The following is a 23,748-nucleotide window of genomic DNA, read 5'->3' as shown; positions in this document are numbered from 1 at the left end:
TTCCGAACCGATGCCCCACCGCCGTGGGGCGGTGACCCGGGGTCTCAGGGCCGGCCCGGGTCCTCGTCGCCCCTGCCGGTGCCGCCGTCGTTCTGCTCGCGGCGCCTCAGCTCCTCCTCGCGGCGGCGGAGGTCGGCCTCCCAGTCCTGGAGGAGGGACTCGTCCCGGGCCTTCTCCTCGCGCAGGGACCTCAGGAACTCCGGGTTGTCGTCGGGCGCCACCCACCCGCCGCGGCGGCGCGGCCCGCCGGCCGGGGCGCGGCGCGTCCTGCCCGCGACGAGCCAGACGACGGGGCCGACGACCCAGAACAGCAGGACGACGAAGACCCACATCCCCTTCGGCAGGTGCCGCACCTCGTCCTCGGGGGTGTTCAGGCAGTCGATGAACGCGTAGATCGTCAGTGCGATCGGCAGGATGAACATCAGCGCCCTGATCATGTGGGACAGCCCCCTGATTCCGCTGGCGGGCCGCAGACGGCGGGCCCCGGTGACCCGCCCAGGGTATCGGGTGCCCCCGGCTCCCCTCCGGTACGCGCCCTCCCCGCCCCGGGCCGCTCCCGTGCCGCCCGCGTACCGCCCGCGGACCGCCCGCGGGCCGCCCGCGGGCCGGGCGGGCCGGGGAATGAGGGCCGGGCGCGGGGCGCGGGGAGGGCTCCGGGATACTGGGGGCCATGGCTTACGACGATCTCCGCTCACTGCTCCGGGCACTGGAGCGAGAAGGCGACCTCAGGCGCGTCAAGGCCGAGGTCGATCCGCACCTGGAGGTCGGGGAGATCGTCGACCGGGTCCAGAAGGCCGGCGGGCCCGCGCTGCTGTTCGAGAACGTCAGGGGCTCCTCGATGCCCCTGGCGATGAACGTCTACGGCACCGACCGCCGCCTCCTCAAGGCCCTCGGCCTGACCTCGTACGACGAGATCAGCGACAAGATCGGCGGTCTGCTCAGGCCCGAGCTGCCGAGCGGGTTCGTCGGCGTCCGGGAGGCGTTCGGGAAGCTCGGCGCCATGACCCACGTCCCGCCGCGCAAGGTCAGGGACGCCCCCGTCCAGGAGGTCGTCCTGCGGGGCGACGAGGTGGACCTCGACAGCCTGCCCGCGCTGTTCACCTGGCCGAAGGACGGCGGCTCCTTCTTCAACCTGGGCCTCACCCACACCAGGCACCCCGAGACCGGCATCCGCAACCTCGGCCTCTACCGCCTCCAGCGCCACGACCGCCGCACCATCGGCATGCACTGGCAGATCCACAAGGACAGCCGCAACCACTACCAGGTCGCCGCCCGGCGCGGCGAGCGGCTGCCCGTCGCCATCGCGTTCGGCACCCCGCCCGCCGTGACGTACGCCTCGACCGCGCCGCTGCCCGAGGACATCGACGAGTACCTGTTCGCCGGCTTCCTCCAGGGCAAGCGGATCGAGATGGTCGACTGCAAGACGGTCCCGCTCCAGGTCCCCGCGCACGCGGAGGTCGTCCTGGAGGGCTGGCTGGAGCCCGGCAGGACGCTGCCGGAGGGCCCGTTCGGCGACCACACGGGCTTCTACACGCCGCAGGAGGAGTTCCCGGCGCTCACCGTCGACTGCGTGACGATGCGCCGCCGCCCCCTGCTCCAGTCGATCGTCGTCGGCCGCCCGCCGACGGAGGACGGGCCGCTGGGCCGTGCGACGGAGCGTTTCTTCCTGCCCCTCCTCAAGATCATCGTCCCGGACATCGTCGACTACCACCTGCCGGAGTCCGGCGGCTTCCACAACTGCGCGATCGTCTCGATCGACAAGAAGTACCCGAAGCACGCCCAGAAGGTCATGCACGCCGTCTGGGGCGCGCACATGATGTCGCTGACCAAGCTGATCGTGGTCGTCGACGCCGACTGCGACGTGCACGACCTGCACGAGGTCTCCTGGCGCGCGCTGGGCAACGTCGACTACTCCCGCGACCTCACCGTCGTCGAGGGCCCCGTCGACCACCTCGACCACGCCTCGTACCAGAAGTTCTGGGGCGGCAAGGCCGGCATCGACGCCACCCGCAAGTGGCCCGAGGAGGGCTACGTCCGGGACGACGGCTGGCCGGAGATGGTCGAGTCGGACCCGGCGGTCGCCGCGAAGGTGACGCGGCGCTGGAAGGAGTACGGCCTGTGAGCCCGGCACCTACGGGCGGCCCGGCCCTCTTCCTCGGGACCGGCACCGCGTACGTGGCGCTCCTGCGCCCGGAGCTCGACCCGGCCGACCCGGACGTCCGGCTCGCCGCCGGGCGCGCCGGGGTGGACCCGGCCGAGTTCGCGGGCGCCGGGGACACCTGGGCCGTCATGGTGGAGGACGGCGGCGAGGGCGACGGCTTCGAGCTGCCCGGCGTGCGGGACGCCGAACCGGCCGGCTTCGCCGAGCGGCTGCGCGCCGAACTCGCCGCCGCGTCCGCGCCGGGCGCCGTGCCCGGGCCGTTCGCGGTGGACGGCGGCGCCGTGCTGAGTCTGCGCGCCCGCCCGGCCGGCGGAGCGGCGTACGCCTTCTCGATCCACGTCACCCCGCCCGACGACGGCGTCTCGCGGCCGTGGACGGTGGAGACCGGGCCGGTGCCCACCGCCGGGCTGCTGGACGACCTCGACGCGTTCCTCGGGAGCCTCGCGCCATGACGACCACCGACGGCGTCGCGGGCCCGGTCCCCGCCCGGGGGCCGGCCGGCCGGGTGCGGGTCTTCCTGCGCCTGGTGATGATCGAGCACTCGGTCTTCGCGCTGCCCTTCGCCTACATCGCCTCCCTCACGGCGATGTCCCTGCACGGCGGGAGGGTCGACTGGGGGACGCTGCTCCTGGTCACCGTCGCCATGGTCGGGCTGCGCACCTTCGCCATGGCGTGCAACCGGATCATCGACCGGGAGATCGACGCCCGGAACCCGCGCACCGCCGGCCGGGAGCTGGTCACCGGCGCGATGTCCGTGCGGTCCGCGTGGGGCGGCGCGCTCGTCGCCCTCGCCGTCTTCCTGGGCGCGGCGGCGCTGCTGAACCCGCTGTGCCTGGCGCTCGCGCCCGTCGCGGTCGTCCCGATGGTCGTCTACCCGTACGGCAAGCGGTTCACGGACTTCCCGCACGCGATCCTCGGCCTGGCGCAGGCCATCGGCCCGGTCGGCGCGTGGCTCGCGGTCACCGGGGCGTGGTCGTGGGACGCCGTGGTGCTGGGCCTGGCCGTCGGGGTGTGGATCGGCGGCTTCGACCTGATCTTCGCCTGTCAGGACGTGGACGCCGACCGGGCGCACGGCGTCCGGTCCGTGCCGGCCCGCTTCGGCGTCCCGGCCGCGCTGCACGGGGCGCGCGGCTCGCACGCCGTGACGACGGCCCTGCTGGTCTGGTACGGGCTGCTGACCGGCGCGGGGGCGTGGTTCTGGGTCGGGCTGGCGATCGTCGCCGGCGCGTTCGTCTACGAGCACTCGATCGTCAGGCCGGGCGACCTGTCCCGCGTGAACCGGGCGTTCTTCACGGTCAACGGCTTCATCGGCATCGCCCTCTTCGGGTGCGCCCTGATCGACCTCGTGGTGCGCGGCCTGACCGTCTGAGGGGCGCCCGGCGGGCCCGGCCGCCTCCCGGGCCGGGGGCCGCGGGCGGCCGCCGGCGGGGGCGGGCGGATAGGCTCGTCGGCGTGGAGCCGGTAGAACAGCAGCGTCGTCGTCCGTGGATCGTCGGAGTCTCCGGGGCGTCGGGGACGCCCTACGCGGCGGCCGTCCTGCGCGGCCTGCTCGCCGCGGGCGAGGGCGTCGACCTGGTGGTGTCCCGGGCGTCGCGGCTGACGCTGCTCGACGAGACGGGGATCCCCTTCCGGGACGCGCACTGGCGCGAGGACCTGGGGGAGTGGCTGTCGCGCGGCGCGGACGGCAAGCCGCGGACGTTCGACGTGGACGTGGCGGGGGCGGACATACGCCACTGGGCGGCGGGCGACCTCGCCGCGGGGCCGTCGTCGGGGTCGTACCCGGCGAAGGGCATGCTGATCGTGCCGGCGTCCACCGCCTGCGTGGCCGGGGTGGCGCTGGGCCTGTCGAAGGACCTGCTGCAGAGGTCGGCGAGCGTGGTGCTGAAGGAGCGCCGGCCGCTGGTGGTGGCCGTGCGGGAGGCCCCGCTCAACGGGCAGACGCTCAGGCACCTGGTGACGCTGGACGAGGCGGGCGCCGTGGTGCTGCCCGCCTCTCCGGCGTTCTACGCGGGGGCGACGCACATCCAGGACCTGGTGGACTTCGTCGCCGGGCGGGTGCTGGACGCGGCGGGGGTGCCGCACCGGCTGTACCGCCGCTGGGAGGGAGAGCTCGGTGGCTCCCGCGGGGACTGACGGCCCGGCGTCGGCGCCGGGCCCGGCGTCAGCGCTTCTTCGTGCGGAACTTGGCGGTGCGCCGCTCACTGGCCGCCTCGCGGCGGGCGGCGGCGACCACACGGGGGACACGCGAGCCGTGGGCCTGCTCCTGCAGGTAGCGCATCTGGGCGTAGGCCATCTCGATCGTGTACACGGTGGGTGTCATCTCCTGAGTGATCATCGCTGATCGGTTGACTCAATCGCAGGGAACGGCCCCTGCATGCCTTAGATTCTACACCTGTACTCGCTGTATTGCTGATTAATGGAAGGCATCAGGCATATGGACGCCGTCGATAGGCAGCTCATCCAGGCTCTGCGGGAGAACGGCAGGGCCTCGTACGCCGAGCTCGGCCGCCTCGTGGGCCTCTCCGGGCCCTCCGTCACCGACCGCATCAACCGCCTGGAGGCGGCCGGCGTCATCACCGGCTACCGCGCCACCGTCAACGCCGCCTCCCTGGGCCTGGGGGTGACGGCGCTCATCGGCATCTCCCTGTCCGACGCCGCCGACCACGAGGACGTGGCGCGCCGGCTCAGGGACCTGCCGGAGATCGAGGACTGCTGGTTCATCGCGGGCGACGACTCGTACATGCTCAAGATCCGCGCCGGCGACGTGGACGGCCTGGAGAAGATCATCCGCCGGCTGTCCGGCACCAGGGGCGTCTCCCGCACCCGTACCACGATCGTGCTCTCCACCAAGTGGGAGAACCGCGTCGGGGACCTCCCGGGGGAGGACTGAGCCGCAGGCGGCGCCGGGTGCCCCCGCCTCCGGGCGGGGGAGTACGGTGGGTGGGCCCCTCGGGGCGCAGGTGACGTTGGGTCGAGGCAGTGGGAGGCGGAGCCGTATGGACGCGGGGCTCAAGCGCGAGCTGGAGGAGAAGGTCCGGTCCGGGGAGCGGCTGACCCGCGAGGACGGCGTCGCCCTGTACGAGTCGGACGACCTCGCCTGGCTCGGCGGCCTGGCCCACGAGGTGCGCACCCGCAAGAACGGCGACGTGGTCCACTTCAACGTCAACCGGCACCTCAACATGACCAACGTGTGCACGGCGTCGTGCGCGTACTGCTCGTTCCAGCGCAAGCCCGGCGAGAAGGACGCGTACACCATGCGCATCGAGGAGGCCGTCCGCCTCGCCAGGACGATGGAGTCGGAGAACCTGACGGAGCTCCACATCGTCAACGGCCTCCACCCCAACCTGCCGTGGCGCTACTACCCGCGGTCGCTGAGCGAGCTGAAGAAGGCCCTGCCGAACGTCTCGCTGAAGGCGTTCACCGCGACCGAGATCCACCACTTCGAGAAGATCTCCGGCCTGCCCGCCTCCGAGATCCTCGACGAGCTGATCGACGCCGGGCTGGAGTCGCTGACCGGCGGCGGCGCGGAGATCTTCGACTGGGAGGTCCGGCAGCACATCGTCGACCACGACACCCACTGGGAGGACTGGTCGCGCATCCACCGCCTCGCGCACTCCAAGGGCCTGAAGACCCCGTGCACCATGCTGTACGGGCACATCGAGGAGCCCCGCCACCGCGTCGACCACGTGCTGCGCCTGCGCGAGCTCCAGGACGAGACCGGCGGCTTCCAGGTCTTCATCCCGCTGCGGTACCAGCACGACTTCGTCGACATGAAGGACGGCAAGATCCGCAACCGCCTCCAGGCCCGCACGACGATGGCCACCGGGGCGGAGGCGCTGAAGACCTTCGCGGTCTCGCGGCTGCTGTTCGACAACGTGCCGCACGTGAAGGTCTTCTGGGTCATGCACGGCCTCCAGACCGCCCAGCTCGCCCTCCAGCACGGCGCGGACGACATGGACGGCTCGGTCGTCGAGTACAAGATCACGCACGACGCGGACAACTACGGCACGCCGAACAAGCTCACCCGGGAGGACCTGCTGGAGCTGATCCGCGACGCCGGCTTCCGCCCGGTGGAGCGCAACACCCGCTACGAAATCATCCGCGAGTACCCCGGCCCGGACGCCTCCCGCCGCGAGTCGCCCCAGCCCATGCGCCTGTGACCCCCTCCGCGACCCGCCCCGGCGCACGGGAGCGCCCGGCCGGTGCCGGATCCGGCGCGCCGCCTATCGTCGGGGCATGAGGATCGACTTCGTACTGGACCCCCCCGTCGACCGGCACCTCGGCGAGGGCGTCCTCGCCCTGTGGGCGGACGTCACCAACGCCGGCGGCGCCGTCGGCTTCGTGCCGCCGGTCACCCCCGAGGACGTCCGCCCGCAGTGGCTCCGGCACCTGACCGCGATGGGCCAGGGCCACATGCGGCTGCTCGTCGGGTACGACGAGGACGGCTCCGTCGCCGCTACCGCGTTCATCGCCCTCAACACCCACCCCCTCATGGCCCACTGGGTGTGGCTCTACACGGTCATGGTCCACCCCCGCCACCAGGGCGGGGGCCACGGCCGCGCCCTCCTCGCCGCGTGCGAGGACGCCGTGCGCGGCATGGACGGGATCGAGGCGGTGCGGCTCGCCTGCCGCGGCGGCATGGGCCTGGAGCGGTTCTACGCCTCCTGCGGCTACAAGGAGGTCGGCCGCGTCCCGGACGCCATCCGGGTCGCCGACGGCGACTACCGGGACGACGTCATCATGCTCCTCCCCCTGAAATGATCCGTTCCGCCCGTGTTTCACTGGACGGACGGAACCGCGGTACGGAGTACGGAGAAGGAAGAAGGCCCATCGTGACCGCCACCACCAGGTCGAGCGCCGCCCTCAAGTACACGCTCATGCGTCTCGGCGTCTTCGCCGCCTGCTTCGTCGTCCTCTACGCGCTGGTGTACTTCGGCGTCGTCCCGCGCGGCCTCGGCGACTCCAACGTGCTGTGGGTGCTGCTGCTCTCCATCGTCGTGTCGGCGCCGCTCAGCTTCGTCCTGCTGCGCCGGCAGCGCGACGCGATGTCCGAGCAGATCGTGGAGAAGGTCGGCAGCGCCAAGGCGCGGCTGGAGGCGAACCGCACGCGGGAGGACGGCGTATAACGTTCGTCACAGGAAGCGGCCTCCGCCCCACCGCCCCGGACCGGAACAGTGGTTCCCGTCCGGGGTGTTGTCATTCCCAGGCCCCGCCCGTAGCCTCGCCTGTAAAAGAATGGCTTTGGGGTCCTCAAAGTTCAAGTGTTAACGTTTCTCGCATGGAGACCGCAGTGCGCCACCGCCACACGACCGCGAGCGTCCCGCTCGTGGCGCGCCTGCACGTCGATCTGTGCCTCTGCGCGTCCGCGGCCTGTCGCCGCGAAGTCTGAGCCCCGCTCGCTCCACCCGCAGGCCCCCGGCCGCGCCGCCCCGTGCGCGGGCGCCGCGCCCTGCCGCAACCCCCGAATCCGTACCCCTTCACGCCCTCCTGGAGTGTGTCCGTGTCCGCGCCCGCCCCCGCGCCCGCGTCCCCGCGCCGGCTGCCCAAGGTGCCCTTCTGGGCCCAGATCGTCGCCGGCCTCGTCCTCGGCGTGGTCCTCGGCTGGATCACCCGCAGCCACGACGTCCAGTGGCTCCACACCACCCTCGACCAGGTGGGCCACATCTTCGTGCAGCTGCTGAAGCTGGCCGTGGCCCCGCTGGTCTTCTTCGCGATCCTGGTGTCCATCACCAACCTGAGGAAGGTCGACAACGCCGCCCGGCTGGCCTCCCGCACCCTCCTCTGGTTCATGATCACGTCGCTGATAGCGGTCGTCATCGGCATCGTCATCGGCCTGCTCACCGACCCCGGCGCGGGCACCGGCCTGACCCCCAAGGACGGCGAGAAGCCGGAGAAGGCCGGGTCCTGGCTCGACTTCCTCACCGGCATCATCCCCAGCGACGTGATCACGCCCTTCACCGAGCTGAACGTCCTCCAGATCGTCTTCATGGCCGCCGTCGCCGGCGTCGCCGCCCTCAAGCTCGGCGAGAAGGCCCAGCCGGTCCTCACGTTCGCCGAGGCCGTCCTGGAACTGCTCCAGAAGGCCCTGTGGTGGGTCATCCGCCTCGCCCCGATCGGCACCGTCGGCCTCATCGGCTACGCGATCGCCGAGTACGGCTGGCACCTGATCGGCAAGTACGCCACCTTCACCGCCGACGTCTACATCGGCTGCGCGCTCGTCGTCTTCGGCGTGTACCCGCTGCTGCTGGCGACGGTCGCCAAGGTCAACCCGCTGCAGTTCTTCAAGGGCGCCTGGCCCGCGATCCAGCTGGCCTTCGTCTCCCGCTCCTCCGTCGGCACCATGCCCGTCACGGTCAAGGTCACCGAGCGCCTCGGCGTGCCGAAGGAGTACACGTCCTTCGCCGTCCCGTTCGGCGCCACCACCAAGATGGACGGCTGCGCCGCGATCTACCCGGCCCTCGCCGCGATCTTCATCGCGCAGATCTTCGGCATCCAGCTCGGCATCAAGGAGTACCTGCTCATCGCGTTCGTGTCGGTGATCGGCTCGGCCGCCACGGCAGGCCTGACCGGCGCCACGGTCATGCTGACGCTGACCCTCTCCACCCTGGGCCTGCCGCTGGAGGGCGTCGGCCTGCTCATGGCGATCGACCCGGTCCTCGACATGATGCGCACGGCCACCAACGTCGCCGGCCAGGCGCTCGTCCCGGTGATCGTCGCCGCGCGGGAGAAGATCCTCGACCTCGACGCGTACAACTCGGCGTCGGCCTCCCCGGTCGACGGGCACGAGGAGCGCGAGGTGCGTGAAGTGCGTGAGGTGCGCGAGGCGTCGCCGGCCACGGCCTGACGCGCCCCCTCGCGGCGCCCCCGCCCCCTGCCGGACCCCGGCGGGCGGCGGGGGCGCCCGCGTACGGCCGCGCNCGTCCTCCCCGGCCGGGGCCCGTTCAGCGCGCGTCGGCGTCGGCGAGGACCGCCCGGAGACGGGCCCGGCACTCGGCGGCGAAGGCGGGGAGGGTGTCCCGGTAGTACGGGATCCCGCTGACGCCCACCGCGATCGCCCACGCCCGGGCGCGCGCCCAGGTCTCCTCGTCGAGGTCCAGCGCGTCCCGGTAGGCGCTCCGCGCCCGCGGCGGCAGGTCCCAGACGGGGGCGTGCTCGGCGTCGGGGAAGCCGACCGAGAGCCCGCCGAAGTCGATGACCGCGCACAGCCGGCCCTCCCGCACCAGGAGGTTGCCCGGCCTCAGATCGCCGTGGAGCCATCCCCGGGGCCCCGGGGGCCCGGGCAGGGCGAGCGCGTCCCGCCACAACCGCTCCAGGGCGTCGACGTCGAGCTCGTCGCCCACGAGGGCGCGGCACTCGTCGAAGCTCTCGCCGACCCACCGGTCGCAGGGCGCCAACGGCCCCCCGCGGTACCAGTCGAGGCCGCCCGACCGGGTCGCCCCCATGAGGTCGGCGCCGTGCAGCTCCCGCACGAACGCCGCCAGGTCGGCCCCGAAGGCGGCCCAGTCCCGGACGGTGTCCGGGCCGGGCTCCTCACCGTCGATCCAGCGGAGGACCGACCAGACCACGGGGAAGTCGCCGGTGGGCGTCCCGGCGTGCACGGGCTCAGGCACCGGGCACGGCAGCAGGGGCGCCAGACGGGGGAGCCACTCCTGCTCCTTCCGCAGCGACCGGCCGCCGCCGGGGGTGCGGGGAAGGCGTACGAGCAGGTCCTCGCCGAGCCGGTACATGGTGTTGTCGGTGCCCGCGCCCGCACGGGACAGCGGCAGGTCGGCCCACTGGGGGCACTGCGCCCTCAGCAGCGACCGGACCAGCGTCTCGTCGACGGGTATCTCGTCCTCGTGAAGCGTCATCCCGGAAGTCTCACCGCCGGGCGGGAGAGCAGGCCAGCGGGTTTCTCCGGCGGGCCGCGTCCGGGCGCGGGGTGCCGGGGCNNGGGTCGGGGGCGTGTCCCGGCGCGGGGCGCCGCCCCCACGGGGAGCCGGCCGGTGGCCGGGAGTCCCCGCGCGGTCCGGTCGCCCTCGTCCACGGGGCCTTGGAGGCCCGGGGCCTTCGGGGGCGGCTTCCGGAGGCGCCGACAGAGCGCCGGACGGTCCGGGAAGGGCGCCGGGCGGGAGCCTCACGGTGCCGGACGGTCCGGGAGGGGGGCCGGGCGGGAGCCGGAAGGGCACGGTGGCGTCAGCGGTTCCCGCCGCGCCCGGCCCGCCACTCCCGCAGCAGTTCCTCCACGTCGAAGGGGGTGAGGTTCAGGGGCGGACCCGGAGGCGGGCGGCGGACCGCGGCGGCGATCTTCTCGTTGACCTCGGCCACGATGCGGCGTACCTGGGGCTCGGACGCCGCGCGTCCCACCGCCTCCAGGGCGTCCTCGGCCTCCTTGCGCAGGGCGAGGGCCGGGGGCAGGACCGACAGGCCCTCCCGGTTCATCTTGCCCTTCACCCACCACAGCTCGTCGTACGGCGCCGCGTCGTCGGGCAGGGGCCTGCCCAGACCGGGGAGGCGCGCGAAGTCACCGCGCTCGGTCGCCTCGCGGATCTGCCGGTCGACCCATGACTCGAAGGCGACCCCGGGGGGTTTGCGGTCGGTCATGGAACCAGGGTAGGACTCCCGGGTGAATCCACCGGGAACAAGCGAATTCCCGGAGGCAAAGGCAGAGGCCCGCCTTCCGCACCGAGATGCGGAAGGCGGGCCTCTTGGGTACTGCTAAGTCGTGCGCGATCGCCGACCCTGCCCAATCAGGCCGGGGTGACGTTCTCCGCCTGCGGACCCTTCGGGCCCTGCGTGACGTCGAAGTTCACGACCTGGTTCTCCTCGAGGGAGCGGAAGCCAGACGCGTTGATCGCGGAGTAGTGGACGAAGACATCCGGGCCGCCGCCGTCCTGGGCGATGAAGCCAAAGCCCTTTTCAGCGTTGAACCACTTGACGGTTCCGGTAGCCATAAGCCCTCCTTGGGCCAAAGGGTTGCCCTGCTCCAGAACCTGCAAACAAGTCTGAAAACTACAAAAGCCTGCGGGTCACATGCTCCGCAGGCTCTGTACTGCAAGGGAAACCAAACTGCAACTTGCGTCGAGCGTAGCACGCTGTCTCCGCGTATGGGTAGAGGCGGAGATCACTCCGGCATGTCGCCGCCGGGACGTTTGAACGCGCGGAGAACCGGATCGGACGCGATACCCGGCTCCACCCGGTGGGACGCCCCCGGCGGGGCGGGGTCTAGCCTCGCGATGTGGACACATCTCGGCGGACCCGGCCGCGTGTCGGGCACATCCAGTTCCTGAACTGCCTGCCCCTCTACTGGGGGCTCGCCCGCACCGGCACGCTGCTCGACCTGGAACTGACCAAGGACACCCCCGAACGGCTCAGCGAGCAGCTCGTCGAGGGCGACCTCGACATCGGGCCGATCACCCTCGTGGAGTACCTGCGCCACGCCGACCGGCTGGTCGCCTTCCCCGACCTGGCGGTGGGCTGCGACGGGCCCGTCATGTCCTGCGTGATCGTCTCCCAGCGGCCCCTGGACCAGCTGGACGGGGCCCGGGTCGCGCTGGGCTCCACCTCCCGCACCTCGGTGCGCCTCGCGCAGCTGCTGCTCGCCGAGCGGTACGGCGTCACCCCCGACTACTACACCTGCCCCCCCGACCTGGGCCTGATGATGCAGGAGGCGGAGGCGGCCGTCCTCATCGGCGACGCCGCGCTGCGCGCCTCCCTGCACGACGCGCCGCGCCTCGGCCTCCAGGTCCACGACCTGGGACTGATGTGGAAGGAGTGGACCGGGCTGCCGTTCGTCTTCGCGGTGTGGGCCGTGCGGCGCGACTACCTGGAACGCGAGCCCGGCGTCGTACGGGAGGTGCACGAGGCGTTCCTCGCGTCGCGGGACCTGTCGCTGGAGGAGGTCGCCAAGGTCGCCGAGCAGGCCGCGCGCTGGGAGGCGTTCGACGCGGAGCTGCTGGAACGGTACTTCACCACGCTCGACTTCCGCTTCGGCGCCGACCAGCTCGCCGGCGTCCGGGAATTCGCCCGCCGGACCGGCCCGACCAGCGGCTTCCCCTCCGACGTACGGGTCGACCTGCTCGGCGGCGGCGAGGACTGAACCACCGGGGAGGGGGACGGGGATNNNNTANNCACCNGNAGGGGGACGGGCGGGTGCCCGCCGGTCCCNGGGNCCGCCGGGGCGGGCCCCGCTGCCGGGCGGGAGCGCCGGGCATGCGGCCCGGTTCGGTGCGGAGGGCGGCGTGAGCGAAGGGATTCGGCCGGTTCTCCCGGGATTCGGCGGCTTTTCCGCCACGTCCTTCTCCGCCTGCGGCGCATCCGGCGCGGCGTCCGGCTCGACACGAGCACGGGCCGGATGTGGACGCGGGCCGGATGTGGACGCGGATCGGGCGTGGACACGGATCGGGCGTGGACATGGGCCGGGCGTGGACATGGGCCGGACTTGAGCATGGGCCGGGCTTGAGCGCGGGCCGGACGCGCCGAGGCGCTCGGAGGCCGAGTGGTTCCGGGGCCGGGTCATTCCGGGGCGGTTCCAGGCCGGCTGACGCGCCCGGCGACGACTTCGCGAAACCCCTGCGAAGGTCTCCGCAAGACCCCGTCGACGCCTCGCAAAGACCGTCGCCGTACGCGAGGTGAACGTGTGGAAATTCGACCTGACGAAACAGGGAACATCTTCCGTCTTCCGGATATTCGCCCCCGGTGTCCGGTGTGCCGCCGCCTTCGCGGCAGTGGCGTCCGTCCGGATCGTGTGCCGCATCACAGCGGGAAAGGCGGCCTTTTCCTCCTCCGGCATCCGCCGAGGTTCCCCTGGGACATCCGCCGACGCCGTTCCGGGGTTTCGAGCCGGCACCCGTCCGGCAATTCCCCGGCAATCGCCACCGCCCGGGGGCGCTCGGTACCGGGAAGCAGCGTCCGCGTACCGGGACCGGAATACCGCCGGGGCGTTCGGCGCACCTCGCTCCCGGGACCGCGCTTCCGGCCGCCGGGGTGGTGAGGCCGGTCCCCGCTCCGGCGGCGACGGCGTTCCCGGTCGTGAATCCGCTCCGGTGCCGACCGGTATCGGCACCGGCGTCCCCGGGGCGGGGAGGACGAGGACGGAGAGGACGAGGGCGGAGGCGGGGGCGAGGACCACGGGCGGCCCGCACCGGCCCCCGGTCCCGCACCGGCCTCCGGCCCCCGGTTCCGCACCGGCCCCCGGTCCCGCACCGGCCTCCGGCCCCCGGTCCCGCACCGGCCTCCGGCCCCCGGTCCCGCACCGGCCTCCGGTCCCGGACCCCGGAAGCGTCAGGTCCCACCACGCCGTCCCCCCACATCCGCCCAGGCNCCCCCCCCCGGCGAAGCCGCGAAGCTCCATCCTGACGAAGCCGCGAAGCCCCCACCCCGGCGAAGCCGCGAAACCCCACTTCCGGCGAAGCCCCCGGCGCCCGCGGGGCCGTCCCGGACCGCTCGGAGCGGCTCCGGGGTGCTGGCGTACGCTGGTCCGGTCCGTTCCCAAGCCGGCGAAAGGTACGCAACCGGTGACCGAGAAGGCCGACCTCCAGTCCGTTCTCGACCGTGCCGCCGCCGGTGGGCGGATCACCCCGGAGGAGGCGCTCGACCTCTACCGCTCCGCGCCCCTGCACGCGCTCGGCGCCGCCGCCGACGCCGCCCGCCGACGCCGCTACGCCGGTACGGAGCACATCGCGACGTACATCATCGAACGCAACGTCAACTACACCAACGTCTGCGTCACGGCCTGCCGGTTCTGCGCCTTCTACGCCGCGCCGAAGGACACCGCCAAGGGCTGGACCCGCGACCTCGACGACATCCTGCGCCGCTGCGCCGAGACCGTCGAGCTGGGCGGCACGCAGATCATGTTCCAGGGCGGCCACCACCCGGACTACGGCGTGGAGTACTACGAGGAGCACTTCGCCGCCATCAAGCGGGCGTTCCCGCAGCTCGTCATCCACTCCCTCGGCGCCTCCGAGGTCGAGCACATGGCGCGGATCTCCGGCGTGAGCGCCGAGGAGGCCATCCGCCGCATCCACGCCGCTGGGCTCGACTCGTTCGCCGGGGCGGGCGCCGAACTGCTGCCGGAGCGGCCGCGCAAGGCGATCGCCCCGCTCAAGGAGTCCGGCGAGCGCTGGCTGGAGATCATGGAGATCGCCCACAACCTGGGCGTCGAGTCGACGTCCACCATGCTGATGGGCACCGGCGAGACCAACGCCGAGCGGATCGAGCACCTGCGGATGATCCGCGACGTCCAGGACCGGACGGGCGGCTTCCGCGCGTTCATCCCGTACACCTACCAGCCGGAGAACAACCACCTGAGGGGCCGGACGCAGGCCACGCTCTTCGAGTACCTGCGCATGATCGCCGTCGCGCGGCTGTTCCTCGACAACGTCGCCCACATCCAGGGCTCCTGGCTCACCACGGGCAAGGAGGTCGGCCAGCTGTCGCTGCACTACGGCGCCGACGACCTCGGCTCGATCATGCTGGAGGAGAACGTCGTCTCCTCCGCCGGCGCCCGGCACCGCTCCAACCGGCTGGAGATCATCGACCTGATCCGCAAGGCGGGCCGCGTCCCGGCGCAGCGCACCACGACGTACGAGCACATCGTCGTCCACGACGACCCGGCGGACGACCCGGTCGACGACCGCGTCGCCTCGCACATCTCCTCCACGGCCATCGAGGGCGGCACCGCGCACCCCGAGCTCAAGCTGCTGGCCGTCGACTGAGCGGGCCGCCGTGCTGACCCTCCACACGGCCGCCGCCGGCGGCGATGCCGTACTGGTCGAGGGGGCGTCGATCGCCGCCCTCGGTCCGTACGGGGAGCTGGCCGCCGCCCACCCGGCCGCCCGCGTGCGGCGCTGGCCCGGAGTCCTCACGCCCGGCCTGGTCAACGCGTACGGGCCCGAGCTGCTGGAGGAGGCGTACCACCCCGACCCGCGCGAGGCCGACGAGCTGGGCACCGAACCGATCACCAGCCCCGCGCTCGCCGTGCTCGACCCGACCGGCACGCGCCTCGGCGGCAGCGCCCGGCGCGGGGTGCAGCGGCTGCTCGCCCACGGCGCGGTCGCCGTGTCCGGTGAGCCGCGCACCCGCGCCGCGCTGGACGCGGTGCGGCGCGTCGGGCTGGGTGTCGTCCCGCGCACCGGGCGGCCGGGCGGGACGCCTTCCCCCGACCCGTTCGCGTCGGGCGGGCCGGTCGTGTGGGCCGAGGCCCTGCGGGTGGGCGGCCCGGCACGGTTCGCCGTCTTCGACGTGCCGGACCTCGCCGCGCTGCCCGGCCGGGGCGCCGCCCGCTGCGTGGCCACGGTCCTGGGCGGGCGGCTCGTCCACCGGGCGGCCTGACCGCATCCGGCGGGTCGCCGGGGGCGCGACCGCGTACGGGCGGGGGTTCGGCGCGACCACGGACGTGTACGGGCGGCCGGTCCGCCGGGCTGTGACCGCGTACGGGCGGTGGGTCCGCCGGGGCCGTGGCCACGTACGGGCGGTGGGTTCGTCGCGGCGCGACCGCGTACGGGCGGGGGCGGGCCCGCCTGCTTGAATGGGCGGGTGACCCGAGCAACGCTGGACAAGCAGCCGCACGAAGTGGCCTCGATGTTCGACCACGTCGCGGCGAACTACGACCTCACCAACGACGTGCTCTCCCTCTTCCAGGACCGGCGCTGGCGCCGGGAGGTGGCGCGGGCCGTCGGCGCCCGGCCCGGGGAGCGGGTCCTCGACCTCGCGGCGGGCACCGGCACGTCCTCGATGCCGTTCGTGGAGGACGGCGCGTACGTCGTGCCGTGCGACTTCTCCCTCGGGATGCTGCGCGAGGGCAAGAAGCGCCACCCCTGGCTCCCGCTGACCGCCGGCGACGCCGTGCGGCTGCCGTTCCGCGACGGCGCCTTCGACGCGGTGACCATCTCCTTCGGCCTGCGCAACGTCCACGACACGGACGCGGCGCTGCGCGAGCTGCACCGGGTGACCAGACCGGGCGGACGCGTGGTGATCTGCGAGTTCTCGCACGCGACGTGGGCGCCGTTCCGCAAGGCGTACGAGGAGTACCTGATGCGGGCCCTCCCGCCGGTCGCCCGCGCCGTGTCGTCCAACCCGGACGCGTACGTGTACCTCGCCGAGTCCATCCGGACCTGGCCCGGGCAGCGGGAACTGGCGGGCGCGCTGCAGAAGGCCGGCTGGTCGAAGGTGGCCTGGCGGAACCTGTCGGGCGGGATCGTGGCCCTGCACCGGGGCGCCAAGCCACTGGACGAGCAAGGGAACTGACGAACCGTCACCGTCCGGGAGGTGAGCCTCCGGCCCCCGGTCCCGTCCCCGGCAGCCCGTCCGGGGTCCGTCCGGGGCCCGTCCGGTGGAGTCCGTCCCCGGCTCCAGGCGCCCGTCCCCGTCCNCGGNNNCGGCCNGCCCCCGAGACCGTCCCGCTCCCCGCGCGGCTCCTCTACGACGCGGACTGGAGCCGCAGGTCGAAGCGGTGCCCCGCCTCGCCCTCCCGGCCGGGGATCGGGACGGTCTCCCGCAGCGTCATGCCCAGGCGGCGGACCACCGCGATGGAACGCTCGTTGCGGGTGTGCACCATGGCGACGACGTGCTCGACCCCGGCCGCCCGCAGGCGCTCCAGCGTCTGGCGGGCGGCGGCCGTCGCGTACCCCAGGCCCCAGGCCGGGCGGGCCAGGCGCCAGCCCAGCTCGATCTCGCCGACCGGGCCCCACGGGTGCGGCCACGGCTGGGCGCCCGTGAAGCCGACGACCTCGCCCGCCTCGTCCAGCAGCGTCCACAGGCAGAAGCCCCGCTCGGCGTCGTGACGCCGCTGCCGGGCGGTGAGCTCGTGGTAGAAGGACAGTTCGGCGGACCGGCCGCCGTGGAACTCCATCACCTCGGGGTCGTCGAAGACGCGGTGCCAGGCGTAGGCGTCCTCCTCGACGGGTACCCGCAAGCGGAAGGCCGGCCCGCCGACGGGCCGGGCGGCGGCGGAGCGGAGCAACTCGGTCATCGAAGGTGCCCTTCATCGGTGGACGGCAGGTCCCCATAGACTGCCCACGTCCAGTGCTTTCGGCACGCCCTTTCGAGCCCGGGAGAACTCGCCGTGACCGAGACCCTCTCCGAACACACCGCGGACGTGATCGTCGTCGGGGCGGGCCCGGCGGGCTCCACCACCGCGTACCACCTGGCGAAGGCCGGCCTCGACGTCCTGCTGCTGGAGAAGACCGCCTTCCCCCGCGAGAAGGTGTGCGGCGACGGGCTCACCCCCCGCGCCACCAAGCAGCTCGTCGCCATGGGGATCGACGTCTCCGAGGAGGCCGGCTGGTCGCGCAACAAGGGCCTGCGCATCATCGGCGGCGGCGTCCGACTCCAGCTCGACTGGCCCGAGTTGGCCACGTACCCGGACTACGGGCTGGTCCGCAAGCGCGACGACTTCGACGAACTGCTCGCCCGGCAGGCGCAGAAGGCCGGGGCGCGGCTGTACGAGCGGTGCAACGTCGGGGAACCGGTCACCGACCCCCGCACCGGCCGGATCACCGGCGTCCGCGCCAAGCTGGGCGAGGAGAGGACGCCGGTCACGTTCCGTGCCCCGCTCGTCGTCGCCGCCGACGGCAACTCCAGCCGCCTGTCCCTCGCGATGGGGCTGCACCGGCGCGAGGACCGGCCGATGGGCGTCGCCGTCCGCACGTACTTCACGACGCCCCGCCACGACGACGACTACCTGGAGTCCTGGCTGGAGCTGTGGGACCGCCGCGGCCCCGGCCCGGACCGCCTGTTGCCCGGCTACGGCTGGATCTTCGGCATGGGCGACGGCACGTCCAACGTCGGCCTGGGCATCCTCAACTCGTCCTCCGCCTTCCGCGAGCTGGACTGGCGCGAGGTCCTCAAGGCGTGGTGCGCGTCCGTGCCGGAGGACTGGGGCTTCACGCCGGAGAACATGACGACGCCGATCCGCGGCGCCGCCCTGCCGATGGCGTTCAACCGCAAGCCGCACTACACGCGCGGGCTGCTGCTCGTCGGCGACGCGGGCGGCATGGTCAACCCGTTCAACGGCGAGGGCATCGCGTACGCCATGGAGTCCGGGCAGCTCGCCGCCGACGTGATCGTCCAGGCGCACGCCCGCTCCACGGACGCCCGGCGGGAACAGGCCCTCCACGCCTATCCGCAGGCCCTCAAGGACGCCTACGGCGGCTACTACACGCTGGGCCGCGCCTTCGTGAAGCTGATCGGCAACCCGAAGGTCATGCAGCTCGCGACGCAGCGCGGCCTGACGCACCCGGTGCTGATGCGCTTCACGCTGAAGATGCTCGCCAACCTCACCGACCCGACCGGCGGCGACGCCATGGACCGGATCATCAACGGCCTGTCGAAGATCGCCCCGCGCTCCTGACCGCCCGGGTTCCCGACCGCCCGGGTTCCCGACCGTTCCGGGTTCCTGACCGCCCGCGGGTACGGCGGTGAACCGGCCGCCACACGCCCGCGGCACCCGCCGCACCCACGGCGCGAACCCCTTCGCGCCGGGGCGGCGGATTTCCGGGCCGCGGGCACGAGCCGCCCACCGGAGCCCGTCGGCCCGGCAGCCGGATTCACGCAGCGGTGGATCCGTGCCGCGGTGAATCCATACCGCGGTGGATCCGTGCCATGGTGGATCCGTGCCACGGTGAATTCGTCCCGTGGTGAATTCTTGTCGCGGTCAGGCGCCGAGCGAGCGGTCGGCGACCCGACCGACATGCTCGGCGAACTCCTTGCCGGCGTCGGGCGTGAGAGTCCTCAGGGCGACCATGCCCGTGAGGATGACGTCGCACAGTTCGGCCCGTACGTCGTCCCAGGTGTGGCTGTCGCCCTTACGGGGGTTGGTCCCGTACACGCCGTGGACGGCCTCGGCGACCTCTCCGGCCTCCTCGACGATCTTCAGCACGCGCAGGAGCGGAGCGGTGCCGGCGGGTGCGGCGCCCTTCTCGTCGAGCCATGCGACGAGCCGTTCGACGGTGTCCCAGGTGTCCCGCACGAGTGGTGCTCCGTGTTCTCTTCGGGGGCCGATGACTACGAAGTCCGCGTGCATGGCACGAGGACTGGTACGACCGTCGACGCTACCGGGAACGGTCATGGCCCCGTCGGCGATTCGGCCCCGGTACGGCCCGGCATCGCACCGTCGCGTTCTTCCGCGTGCGCCGGGGGAGAGTGACCGGTCAGCGCAGGCGAGGCCGCACAACGACCCGTACCCCGACCTGGCCGTCTTCTAGGGTCGGCCGTATGACGATCGACACCGGGGCCACCGACCTGCTCTTCGAGTCCCTTCGGGCGGATGCCCTCACCAGCCCGAACCAACTGCGCGAGCTCTACCCGCAGCCGAACCCGAACTCGCTCCGCAAGGAGATCGACCGCCTGACCGGGGAGGCCCGGGCGCTGATCGGCTGTTCCTCGCTGGTGTTCATCGGCAGTGCGGACGCCGGGGGCCGGGCTGACGTGACACCGCGTGGCGGCCCGGCCGGGTTCGTCTCGGTGTTGGACGAGCGGACCTTGGCGATCCCCGACGCGACCGGCAACAAGCGGCTCGACACCCTCCACAACGTACTGCAGACCGGACACGTCGGACTGCTCTTCCTCATCCCCGGCCGCCCTACCACGCTGCGCGTCAACGGCCGCGCCTGCGTTTCGGCGCGTCCGGAGCTGCTCGCCCGACTCACTTCCGTCGGAAAACCGCCGGTCACGGCGATCGTGGTGCAGGTCGAACAGGTCTATCCGCACTGTCCGAAGTCACTGATGCGCGCCAACGCCTGGCAACCGGAGCGGTGGGTTCCCGCCGACGCCCAGCCGACCAGCGCCGAGGTGACACTGGCTCAACTGAACCTGCCGGGCCTGACCGTCGACCAGATCGAGGAAGCCGAACGGGAGTCGCTGAGCTTGCGTTACGAGTGAACCGGGGTCGGCTCCCTCCTCGGTAACCGTTCCTGGGGAGCACATGGCGTTGCCGACCACTCGATCGGCCACCCCGATGGCGAATCCGGGCGCCACGACGTCGCTTTGACGTGTCCGGAAACCGGCACGAAGCCCCGGCGGCTACTTGAGAGGCCCCCATCTCCTTCCTAGGGTCGCTTCCGACCGCAGCGGTGAACGCCCACAGCAGGGAACGCACATGAACGACGACAGTCGAACAGCCGGATCCGCCCTGGGAATCGCAGGCTTCAACGCGGTCCTGACCACTGCCGCGTCCGTGGTCGCCTGGGACGACGGCCCCACCGCCTGGACGGCCGCCGCCGCGGTTTCCATCCTCGTCTTCCTCGTACTGCTTCGCCGACGCTGACGGCCTGGATCGGTCACGGTCCGAAACGCTCGGCAACCGCCGGTGACATCGACGACAAGCCGTTCGTCCAGCGGACTCCACGGGAGAGGGGCCGTACCGGCATGCATGCCCAGCGCGGAAACCGGTGTCGGCGTACTGCCGAAAGACGCACCCGAGTACGGCTGAACGGGCCCGACCCCGGACGCCTCAGCGGAAGGCGTCGGCGTTCTCCGCGGCCCACTGCCGGAACGGGCGGGCGGGTGTGCCGGTGACCCGGTGGACCGTGTCGCGCACCGTCAGCAGCTCGTGGTTCACGTCTCCACCGGTGACATCGAGCACCGCGTCCGCGACCTCCGGCCCGAGGGCCGCGGCCAGGGGTGCGCGGGCCTGTTGCCGGCTGACCTCGGCGAAGGGAACCTCCCGGCCCAGCGCCGCCGCGATGGCCTCGACCTGCTGCCGGGCGCTCACCGGCTCCGGGCCGGTCAGGGCGTACGTACGTCCGCGGTGGCCGGGCTCGGTCAGCGCCACACGCGCCACCGCCGCGATGTCCGCAGGGTGGATGGTCGGCAGCGCGGTGTCCGCGTACGGCGCGTAAACGGTCTCCCCGGCGCGGATGGCGTCCGCCCACATCAGGGCGTTCGACGCGAACTGTGTCGGCCGCAGGATCGTCCAGGCCATGCCGGTCGCCTTGAGCAGCTGCTCCACCGCCAGGTTCTCAGCGGCGGGGCCGAGGTGTGGGTGGGTCTGAACGGTGATGGAGGACACCAGCACGACGTGTTCCACGCCCGCCTGCCGGGCGGCTTCGAGGACGTCGGTGTCCGGGCCCAGACGCGACACGAGGAACAGCGAGCGCACCCCTTCCAGGGTCGGCTTCAACGACGCGGGTTCCGTGAAGTCGCCCTCCACGGCCTCGACCCCCTCGGGGAAGACGGCCCGTGCGGTATCGCGGGTGAGTCCTCTCAGCGGCCCGGCACCGCATGCGTGCAACTCCTCCAGCAGGGCGCTGCCCGTGTTTCCGGTGGCCCCGGTCACGAGGATCATGAGCGTGCTTCCCATCGTCAGGCGGTCGGGTGGGCGAAACGCTAGGACCTCGATCACGCTTCAGGTCAAGAAGCCTTGTCACGCTCGTGGTTGAGCACGTTCGTACTCGGCCGGGCATGCGTACGGCGCGTGCCGACCCCTGGAAAGGGAGGGCACCGCCCCCTGCGACGAGACGGGCAGCAGGTGGTGATCGGGTACGGGGAAGCGGGGGAGCGGCCGGATCGGCCACTCCGCCCGGAGCGGGGCGGCGCCGAGCGGGAAGCCGCACGGTTCGTGGCGGTGCGGTGCGGCGACCGCGTGCGGGCGACCGCCGCTGTTGGCCCACTCGAACGCGCGGTTCCGTTCTTCCGGGGGAGGGTCGCGGCGAGGGCGCGCACTCCGGCCCGCACCCGGCGGATCGTCCTGGCCGCCGGGGTCGGGGGCATCAGTACTACGGAGCGGGGCTAGTTCACGAGGTGGTCGAACTCGCCCTTCTTGGCGCCCAGGAGGAAGGCGAGCAGCTTCTCGCGGCTCGTGCGCACCACCACGTCAGGGTTGTCGCTTTCACGCATAAGTATCTCGCCGCCGTGCTCGGCGAGTTCCAGACAGTTGCCTTCGGAGTCCGTCGAGTAGGAGGACTTCTGCCAGTTTATTTCCACTGCTCCCACGCCTTCATGTCTGTTGGGTGATTTCACGGATAAAGTCGCGCGTCCGTTCAGGGCCGAGTGATTTCTCCTCGGTCCGGTCGAGGACGGCACGGTAGTTGGCGAGACGCGTCTCCGCGTCCAGGAACGCGGGGCCGTGCGGTGTGTCCGTCTGCACGGTGTCGAGTTGGGGCACCGCCCCGTACGCGTAGAGCGTCGAGCTTCCGGCGTTCGGGAAACCCCCGACGTGGAACGGGATGACGCGTACGGTCACGTTGTCCCGTTCGGACTGCTCCAGCAGGTAGTCGAGCTGGGACCGGGTGGTCTCGGGGCCGCCGAAGGTCATGCGCAGTGCGGCTTCGTGGACCAGGAAGATGCAGTTCGGCGGGTTCGGGCGGTCGAGTACGTCGCGGCGTTTCAGGCGGTGCGAGAGTCGTCGCCGAAGGGCCATCGGGCTGAGCGGCGGAACGGCTTCCTCGAAAACGGCCCGGGCGTAGTCCTCGGTCTGGAGCAGGCCGGGTATGTGCATGATCTGTACGGCGCGGAGCGCACGGGCGTGGTGCTCCAGTTCGGCCAGGTCGAGCGCACCGGCGGAAAGGTCGTCCCGGTAATCCTCCCACCATCCCTTTCCGCGTTCTTCGGCCATGTTCGCGAGCGCCTCGACGTATTTCTCGTCCGGGCATCCGTACAGGCTCGCCCAGGTGCGCACGCGGTCGGCGCTCACACCGAAACGGCCCGACTCGGTGTTGCTGATGCTGGTTCGGTCGGTGCTGAGCAGCGCTCCCGCCTCGACGAGCGACAGACCGGCGTGCTCCCTGAGCTTGCGCAGCTCCGAACCGAGGCGACGCTGCCGCGCGGTCGGGGCCTTCCTGGGTGGCATGGGTTCCCCTCCTGTCGGGTTTCAGTGTGGCCCGTGTCCCCACAGGGATCCACTTCGTTACACCATTTATCCAACTAGGTATCACTAGTGGTACGGGCAAGCTACTGTCTTCTCGGCACCGCGCAGTACGCCCGTAATCCCGCAGTGCAGTCGCCGGCGTGCGCCCTTCGGGGCGTCGTGCGCCGGGCGACCGAGCCACGGTGGGGCGGCGGCGCGAACACGAAATCACGTTGGGAGACGACGACATGAGGACCGCAGCCTTACTGCTCTCCGAGCCGCCGCCGGGGGGTGCGCGCTACCGGCTCACGGCCCCGAACCTGCCGACCACGCCGGGGATCGCCCGGGACTGGGTGGTCCTGGTCCTGCGGACCGCGAACCTTCCCCGGCTCGTCGAGCCGGCCCGGCTCTGCACGTCCGAGGTGGTCACCAACGCCCACCGGTACGGCCGCACCCCGTCGATCACCGTCGAGGTGGCGCTCGCGGACCGGCGGACGACCGTGCTCGTGCACGACGACAGGCCCGGCGAGTTGCCGCGGCCCGCCACCTCCGACCGGTACACGGGCGAGGAGCACGGACGGGGCCTGCTGCTGGTCGACTCCCTCGCCGAGGACTGGGGCGTCCGGGTCCTGGACGGCCGTACGAAAGCGGTCTGCTTCACGCTCGTCGACCACGAGGGGTCATGAGGGGAGCCCCGAGGGGAGCGTCGTCGCGTGATGTCCGACGACCGTGCGTCCCGGGGGTGTCGGCCCTTGTCGTGAGTGCCTTGCTGTTCGTCCTGTCGATCACACGGGCCCTGTCGCCGGACTCGTGCCGGGGGAGG

At 72.3% G+C, this 23,748-nt stretch carries 27 protein-coding genes; 17 read left to right on the top strand and 10 right to left on the bottom strand.

The features are described from left to right. Positions 1–44 precede the first annotated feature (44 nt). Positions 45–437, bottom strand: coding sequence for a PLDc N-terminal domain-containing protein (locus tag MW084_RS05705; protein ID WP_010472703.1), 393 nt, complete (start codon positions 435–437; stop codon positions 45–47). A 233-nt stretch (positions 438–670) separates the two neighbouring features. On the opposite strand from MW084_RS05705, the gene MW084_RS05700 reads away from it, so the two are divergent. From MW084_RS05700 to MW084_RS05685, 4 genes are all read left to right on the top strand, one after another. Further along, a complete protein-coding gene (locus MW084_RS05700) occupies positions 671–2,122 on the top strand; it encodes a menaquinone biosynthesis decarboxylase (protein ID WP_275563498.1) in 1,452 nt (483 codons plus the stop codon). After that, the gene (locus MW084_RS05695; protein WP_010470827.1) at positions 2,119–2,613 is read left to right on the top strand and encodes a hypothetical protein; all 495 of its coding nucleotides are present in this window, start codon (positions 2,119–2,121) and stop codon (positions 2,611–2,613) included. The genes MW084_RS05700 and MW084_RS05695 overlap by 4 nt, the downstream gene beginning before the upstream one ends. Then, on the top strand, positions 2,610–3,530 hold the full coding sequence (gene mqnP, locus MW084_RS05690) for a menaquinone biosynthesis prenyltransferase MqnP (RefSeq protein ID WP_010470828.1): 921 nt from the start codon (positions 2,610–2,612) through the stop codon (positions 3,528–3,530). Before MW084_RS05695 ends, mqnP begins: the two co-directional genes overlap by 4 nt. A gap of 83 nt (positions 3,531–3,613) precedes the next feature. Further along, the gene (locus MW084_RS05685) at positions 3,614–4,294 is read left to right on the top strand and encodes a UbiX family flavin prenyltransferase (RefSeq protein ID WP_010470830.1); all 681 of its coding nucleotides are present in this window, start codon (positions 3,614–3,616) and stop codon (positions 4,292–4,294) included. Positions 4,295–4,322: 28 nt separating this feature from the next. On the opposite strand, the gene MW084_RS05680 is transcribed toward MW084_RS05685, so the two are convergent. After that, on the bottom strand, positions 4,323–4,481 hold the full coding sequence (locus tag MW084_RS05680; protein WP_169331694.1) for a hypothetical protein: 159 nt from the start codon (positions 4,479–4,481) through the stop codon (positions 4,323–4,325). Positions 4,482–4,595: 114 nt separating this feature from the next. Between MW084_RS05680 and MW084_RS05675 the strand changes: the two genes are divergently transcribed. The 5 genes from MW084_RS05675 to MW084_RS05655 all read left to right on the top strand — a co-directional run bounded on the left by MW084_RS05675 (position 4,596) and on the right by MW084_RS05655 (position 9,005). Beyond that, entirely contained in the window at positions 4,596–5,051 is a 456-nt protein-coding gene (locus tag MW084_RS05675) for an Lrp/AsnC family transcriptional regulator (protein WP_010470832.1), read from the top strand. A gap of 106 nt (positions 5,052–5,157) precedes the next feature. Next, positions 5,158–6,321, top strand: coding sequence for an aminofutalosine synthase MqnE (gene mqnE / locus MW084_RS05670; protein WP_010470834.1), 1,164 nt, complete (start codon positions 5,158–5,160; stop codon positions 6,319–6,321). A gap of 76 nt (positions 6,322–6,397) precedes the next feature. Further along, a complete protein-coding gene (locus MW084_RS05665) occupies positions 6,398–6,922 on the top strand; it encodes a GNAT family N-acetyltransferase (RefSeq protein WP_010470836.1) in 525 nt (174 codons plus the stop codon). Between the two features lie 116 nt (positions 6,923–7,038). Further along, positions 7,039–7,287: a DUF4229 domain-containing protein gene (locus tag MW084_RS05660; RefSeq protein ID WP_050986772.1), complete on the top strand. Its 249-nt coding sequence runs from the start codon at positions 7,039–7,041 to the stop codon at positions 7,285–7,287. A gap of 374 nt (positions 7,288–7,661) precedes the next feature. Then, positions 7,662–9,005 carry a dicarboxylate/amino acid:cation symporter gene (locus MW084_RS05655; protein WP_010470839.1) on the top strand — a complete coding sequence of 448 codons (1,344 nt, stop codon included), beginning with the start codon at positions 7,662–7,664 and terminating at the stop codon, positions 9,003–9,005. A 97-nt stretch (positions 9,006–9,102) separates the two neighbouring features. Here the strand turns inward: MW084_RS05655 and MW084_RS05650 are convergent, their stop codons facing one another. From MW084_RS05650 to MW084_RS05640, 3 genes are all read right to left on the bottom strand, one after another. Continuing rightward, positions 9,103–10,011 (bottom strand): aminoglycoside phosphotransferase family protein, encoded by a 909-nt coding sequence (locus MW084_RS05650; RefSeq protein WP_010470841.1) that lies wholly within the window; start codon positions 10,009–10,011, stop codon positions 9,103–9,105. 325 nt (positions 10,012–10,336) lie between these two features. Beyond that, a complete protein-coding gene (locus MW084_RS05645; RefSeq protein WP_010470842.1) occupies positions 10,337–10,744 on the bottom strand; it encodes a DnaJ family domain-containing protein in 408 nt (135 codons plus the stop codon). 146 nt (positions 10,745–10,890) lie between these two features. Further along, the gene (locus MW084_RS05640; RefSeq protein WP_003967102.1) at positions 10,891–11,094 is read right to left on the bottom strand and encodes a cold-shock protein; all 204 of its coding nucleotides are present in this window, start codon (positions 11,092–11,094) and stop codon (positions 10,891–10,893) included. A 284-nt stretch (positions 11,095–11,378) separates the two neighbouring features. On the opposite strand from MW084_RS05640, the gene MW084_RS05635 reads away from it, so the two are divergent. From MW084_RS05635 to MW084_RS05620, 4 genes are all read left to right on the top strand, one after another. Beyond that, complete coding sequence (locus MW084_RS05635; RefSeq protein WP_010470854.1) at positions 11,379–12,239, top strand: menaquinone biosynthetic enzyme MqnA/MqnD family protein; 861 nt, start codon at positions 11,379–11,381, stop codon at positions 12,237–12,239. A 1,417-nt stretch (positions 12,240–13,656) separates the two neighbouring features. Further along, entirely contained in the window at positions 13,657–14,856 is a 1,200-nt protein-coding gene (gene mqnC, locus MW084_RS05630; RefSeq protein ID WP_010470856.1) for a cyclic dehypoxanthinyl futalosine synthase, read from the top strand. A gap of 10 nt (positions 14,857–14,866) precedes the next feature. Next, entirely contained in the window at positions 14,867–15,472 is a 606-nt protein-coding gene (locus tag MW084_RS05625; protein ID WP_010470858.1) for an imidazolonepropionase-like domain-containing protein, read from the top strand. Between the two features lie 204 nt (positions 15,473–15,676). Beyond that, complete coding sequence (locus MW084_RS05620) at positions 15,677–16,387, top strand: demethylmenaquinone methyltransferase (RefSeq protein ID WP_029553520.1); 711 nt, start codon at positions 15,677–15,679, stop codon at positions 16,385–16,387. Between the two features lie 172 nt (positions 16,388–16,559). On the opposite strand, the gene MW084_RS05615 is transcribed toward MW084_RS05620, so the two are convergent. Beyond that, positions 16,560–17,111: a GNAT family N-acetyltransferase gene (locus tag MW084_RS05615; RefSeq protein ID WP_010470862.1), complete on the bottom strand. Its 552-nt coding sequence runs from the start codon at positions 17,109–17,111 to the stop codon at positions 16,560–16,562. 93 nt (positions 17,112–17,204) lie between these two features. On the opposite strand from MW084_RS05615, the gene MW084_RS05610 reads away from it, so the two are divergent. Beyond that, the gene (locus tag MW084_RS05610) at positions 17,205–18,491 is read left to right on the top strand and encodes a geranylgeranyl reductase family protein (RefSeq protein ID WP_010470864.1); all 1,287 of its coding nucleotides are present in this window, start codon (positions 17,205–17,207) and stop codon (positions 18,489–18,491) included. A 303-nt stretch (positions 18,492–18,794) separates the two neighbouring features. Here the strand turns inward: MW084_RS05610 and MW084_RS05605 are convergent, their stop codons facing one another. Continuing rightward, positions 18,795–19,109, bottom strand: a complete 315-nt coding sequence (locus MW084_RS05605; protein WP_010470865.1) for a MazG-like family protein — start codon at positions 19,107–19,109, stop codon at positions 18,795–18,797. A 245-nt stretch (positions 19,110–19,354) separates the two neighbouring features. On the opposite strand from MW084_RS05605, the gene MW084_RS05600 reads away from it, so the two are divergent. Then, positions 19,355–20,020, top strand: a complete 666-nt coding sequence (locus MW084_RS05600; RefSeq protein WP_010470867.1) for an MSMEG_1061 family FMN-dependent PPOX-type flavoprotein — start codon at positions 19,355–19,357, stop codon at positions 20,018–20,020. A gap of 217 nt (positions 20,021–20,237) precedes the next feature. Further along, on the top strand, positions 20,238–20,405 hold the full coding sequence (locus tag MW084_RS05595; RefSeq protein WP_158684325.1) for a hypothetical protein: 168 nt from the start codon (positions 20,238–20,240) through the stop codon (positions 20,403–20,405). 186 nt (positions 20,406–20,591) lie between these two features. On the opposite strand, the gene MW084_RS05590 is transcribed toward MW084_RS05595, so the two are convergent. From MW084_RS05590 to MW084_RS05580, 3 genes are all read right to left on the bottom strand, one after another. Next, positions 20,592–21,425: an NAD(P)H-binding protein gene (locus MW084_RS05590; protein WP_010470868.1), complete on the bottom strand. Its 834-nt coding sequence runs from the start codon at positions 21,423–21,425 to the stop codon at positions 20,592–20,594. Positions 21,426–21,868: 443 nt separating this feature from the next. Continuing rightward, positions 21,869–22,063 carry a DUF397 domain-containing protein gene (locus MW084_RS05585; RefSeq protein ID WP_010470872.1) on the bottom strand — a complete coding sequence of 65 codons (195 nt, stop codon included), beginning with the start codon at positions 22,061–22,063 and terminating at the stop codon, positions 21,869–21,871. A gap of 13 nt (positions 22,064–22,076) precedes the next feature. Further along, entirely contained in the window at positions 22,077–22,928 is an 852-nt protein-coding gene (locus MW084_RS05580; RefSeq protein WP_010470874.1) for a Scr1 family TA system antitoxin-like transcriptional regulator, read from the bottom strand. Positions 22,929–23,173: 245 nt separating this feature from the next. Between MW084_RS05580 and MW084_RS05575 the strand changes: the two genes are divergently transcribed. After that, positions 23,174–23,611 (top strand): ATP-binding protein, encoded by a 438-nt coding sequence (locus MW084_RS05575; protein WP_010470877.1) that lies wholly within the window; start codon positions 23,174–23,176, stop codon positions 23,609–23,611. Positions 23,612–23,748: the final 137 nt, after the last annotated feature.

Source organism: Streptomyces sudanensis, from assembly GCF_023614315.1.
Classification (GTDB): domain Bacteria; phylum Actinomycetota; class Actinomycetes; order Streptomycetales; family Streptomycetaceae; genus Streptomyces; species Streptomyces sudanensis.
This window is presented reverse-complemented; position numbering and strand designations above follow the sequence as displayed.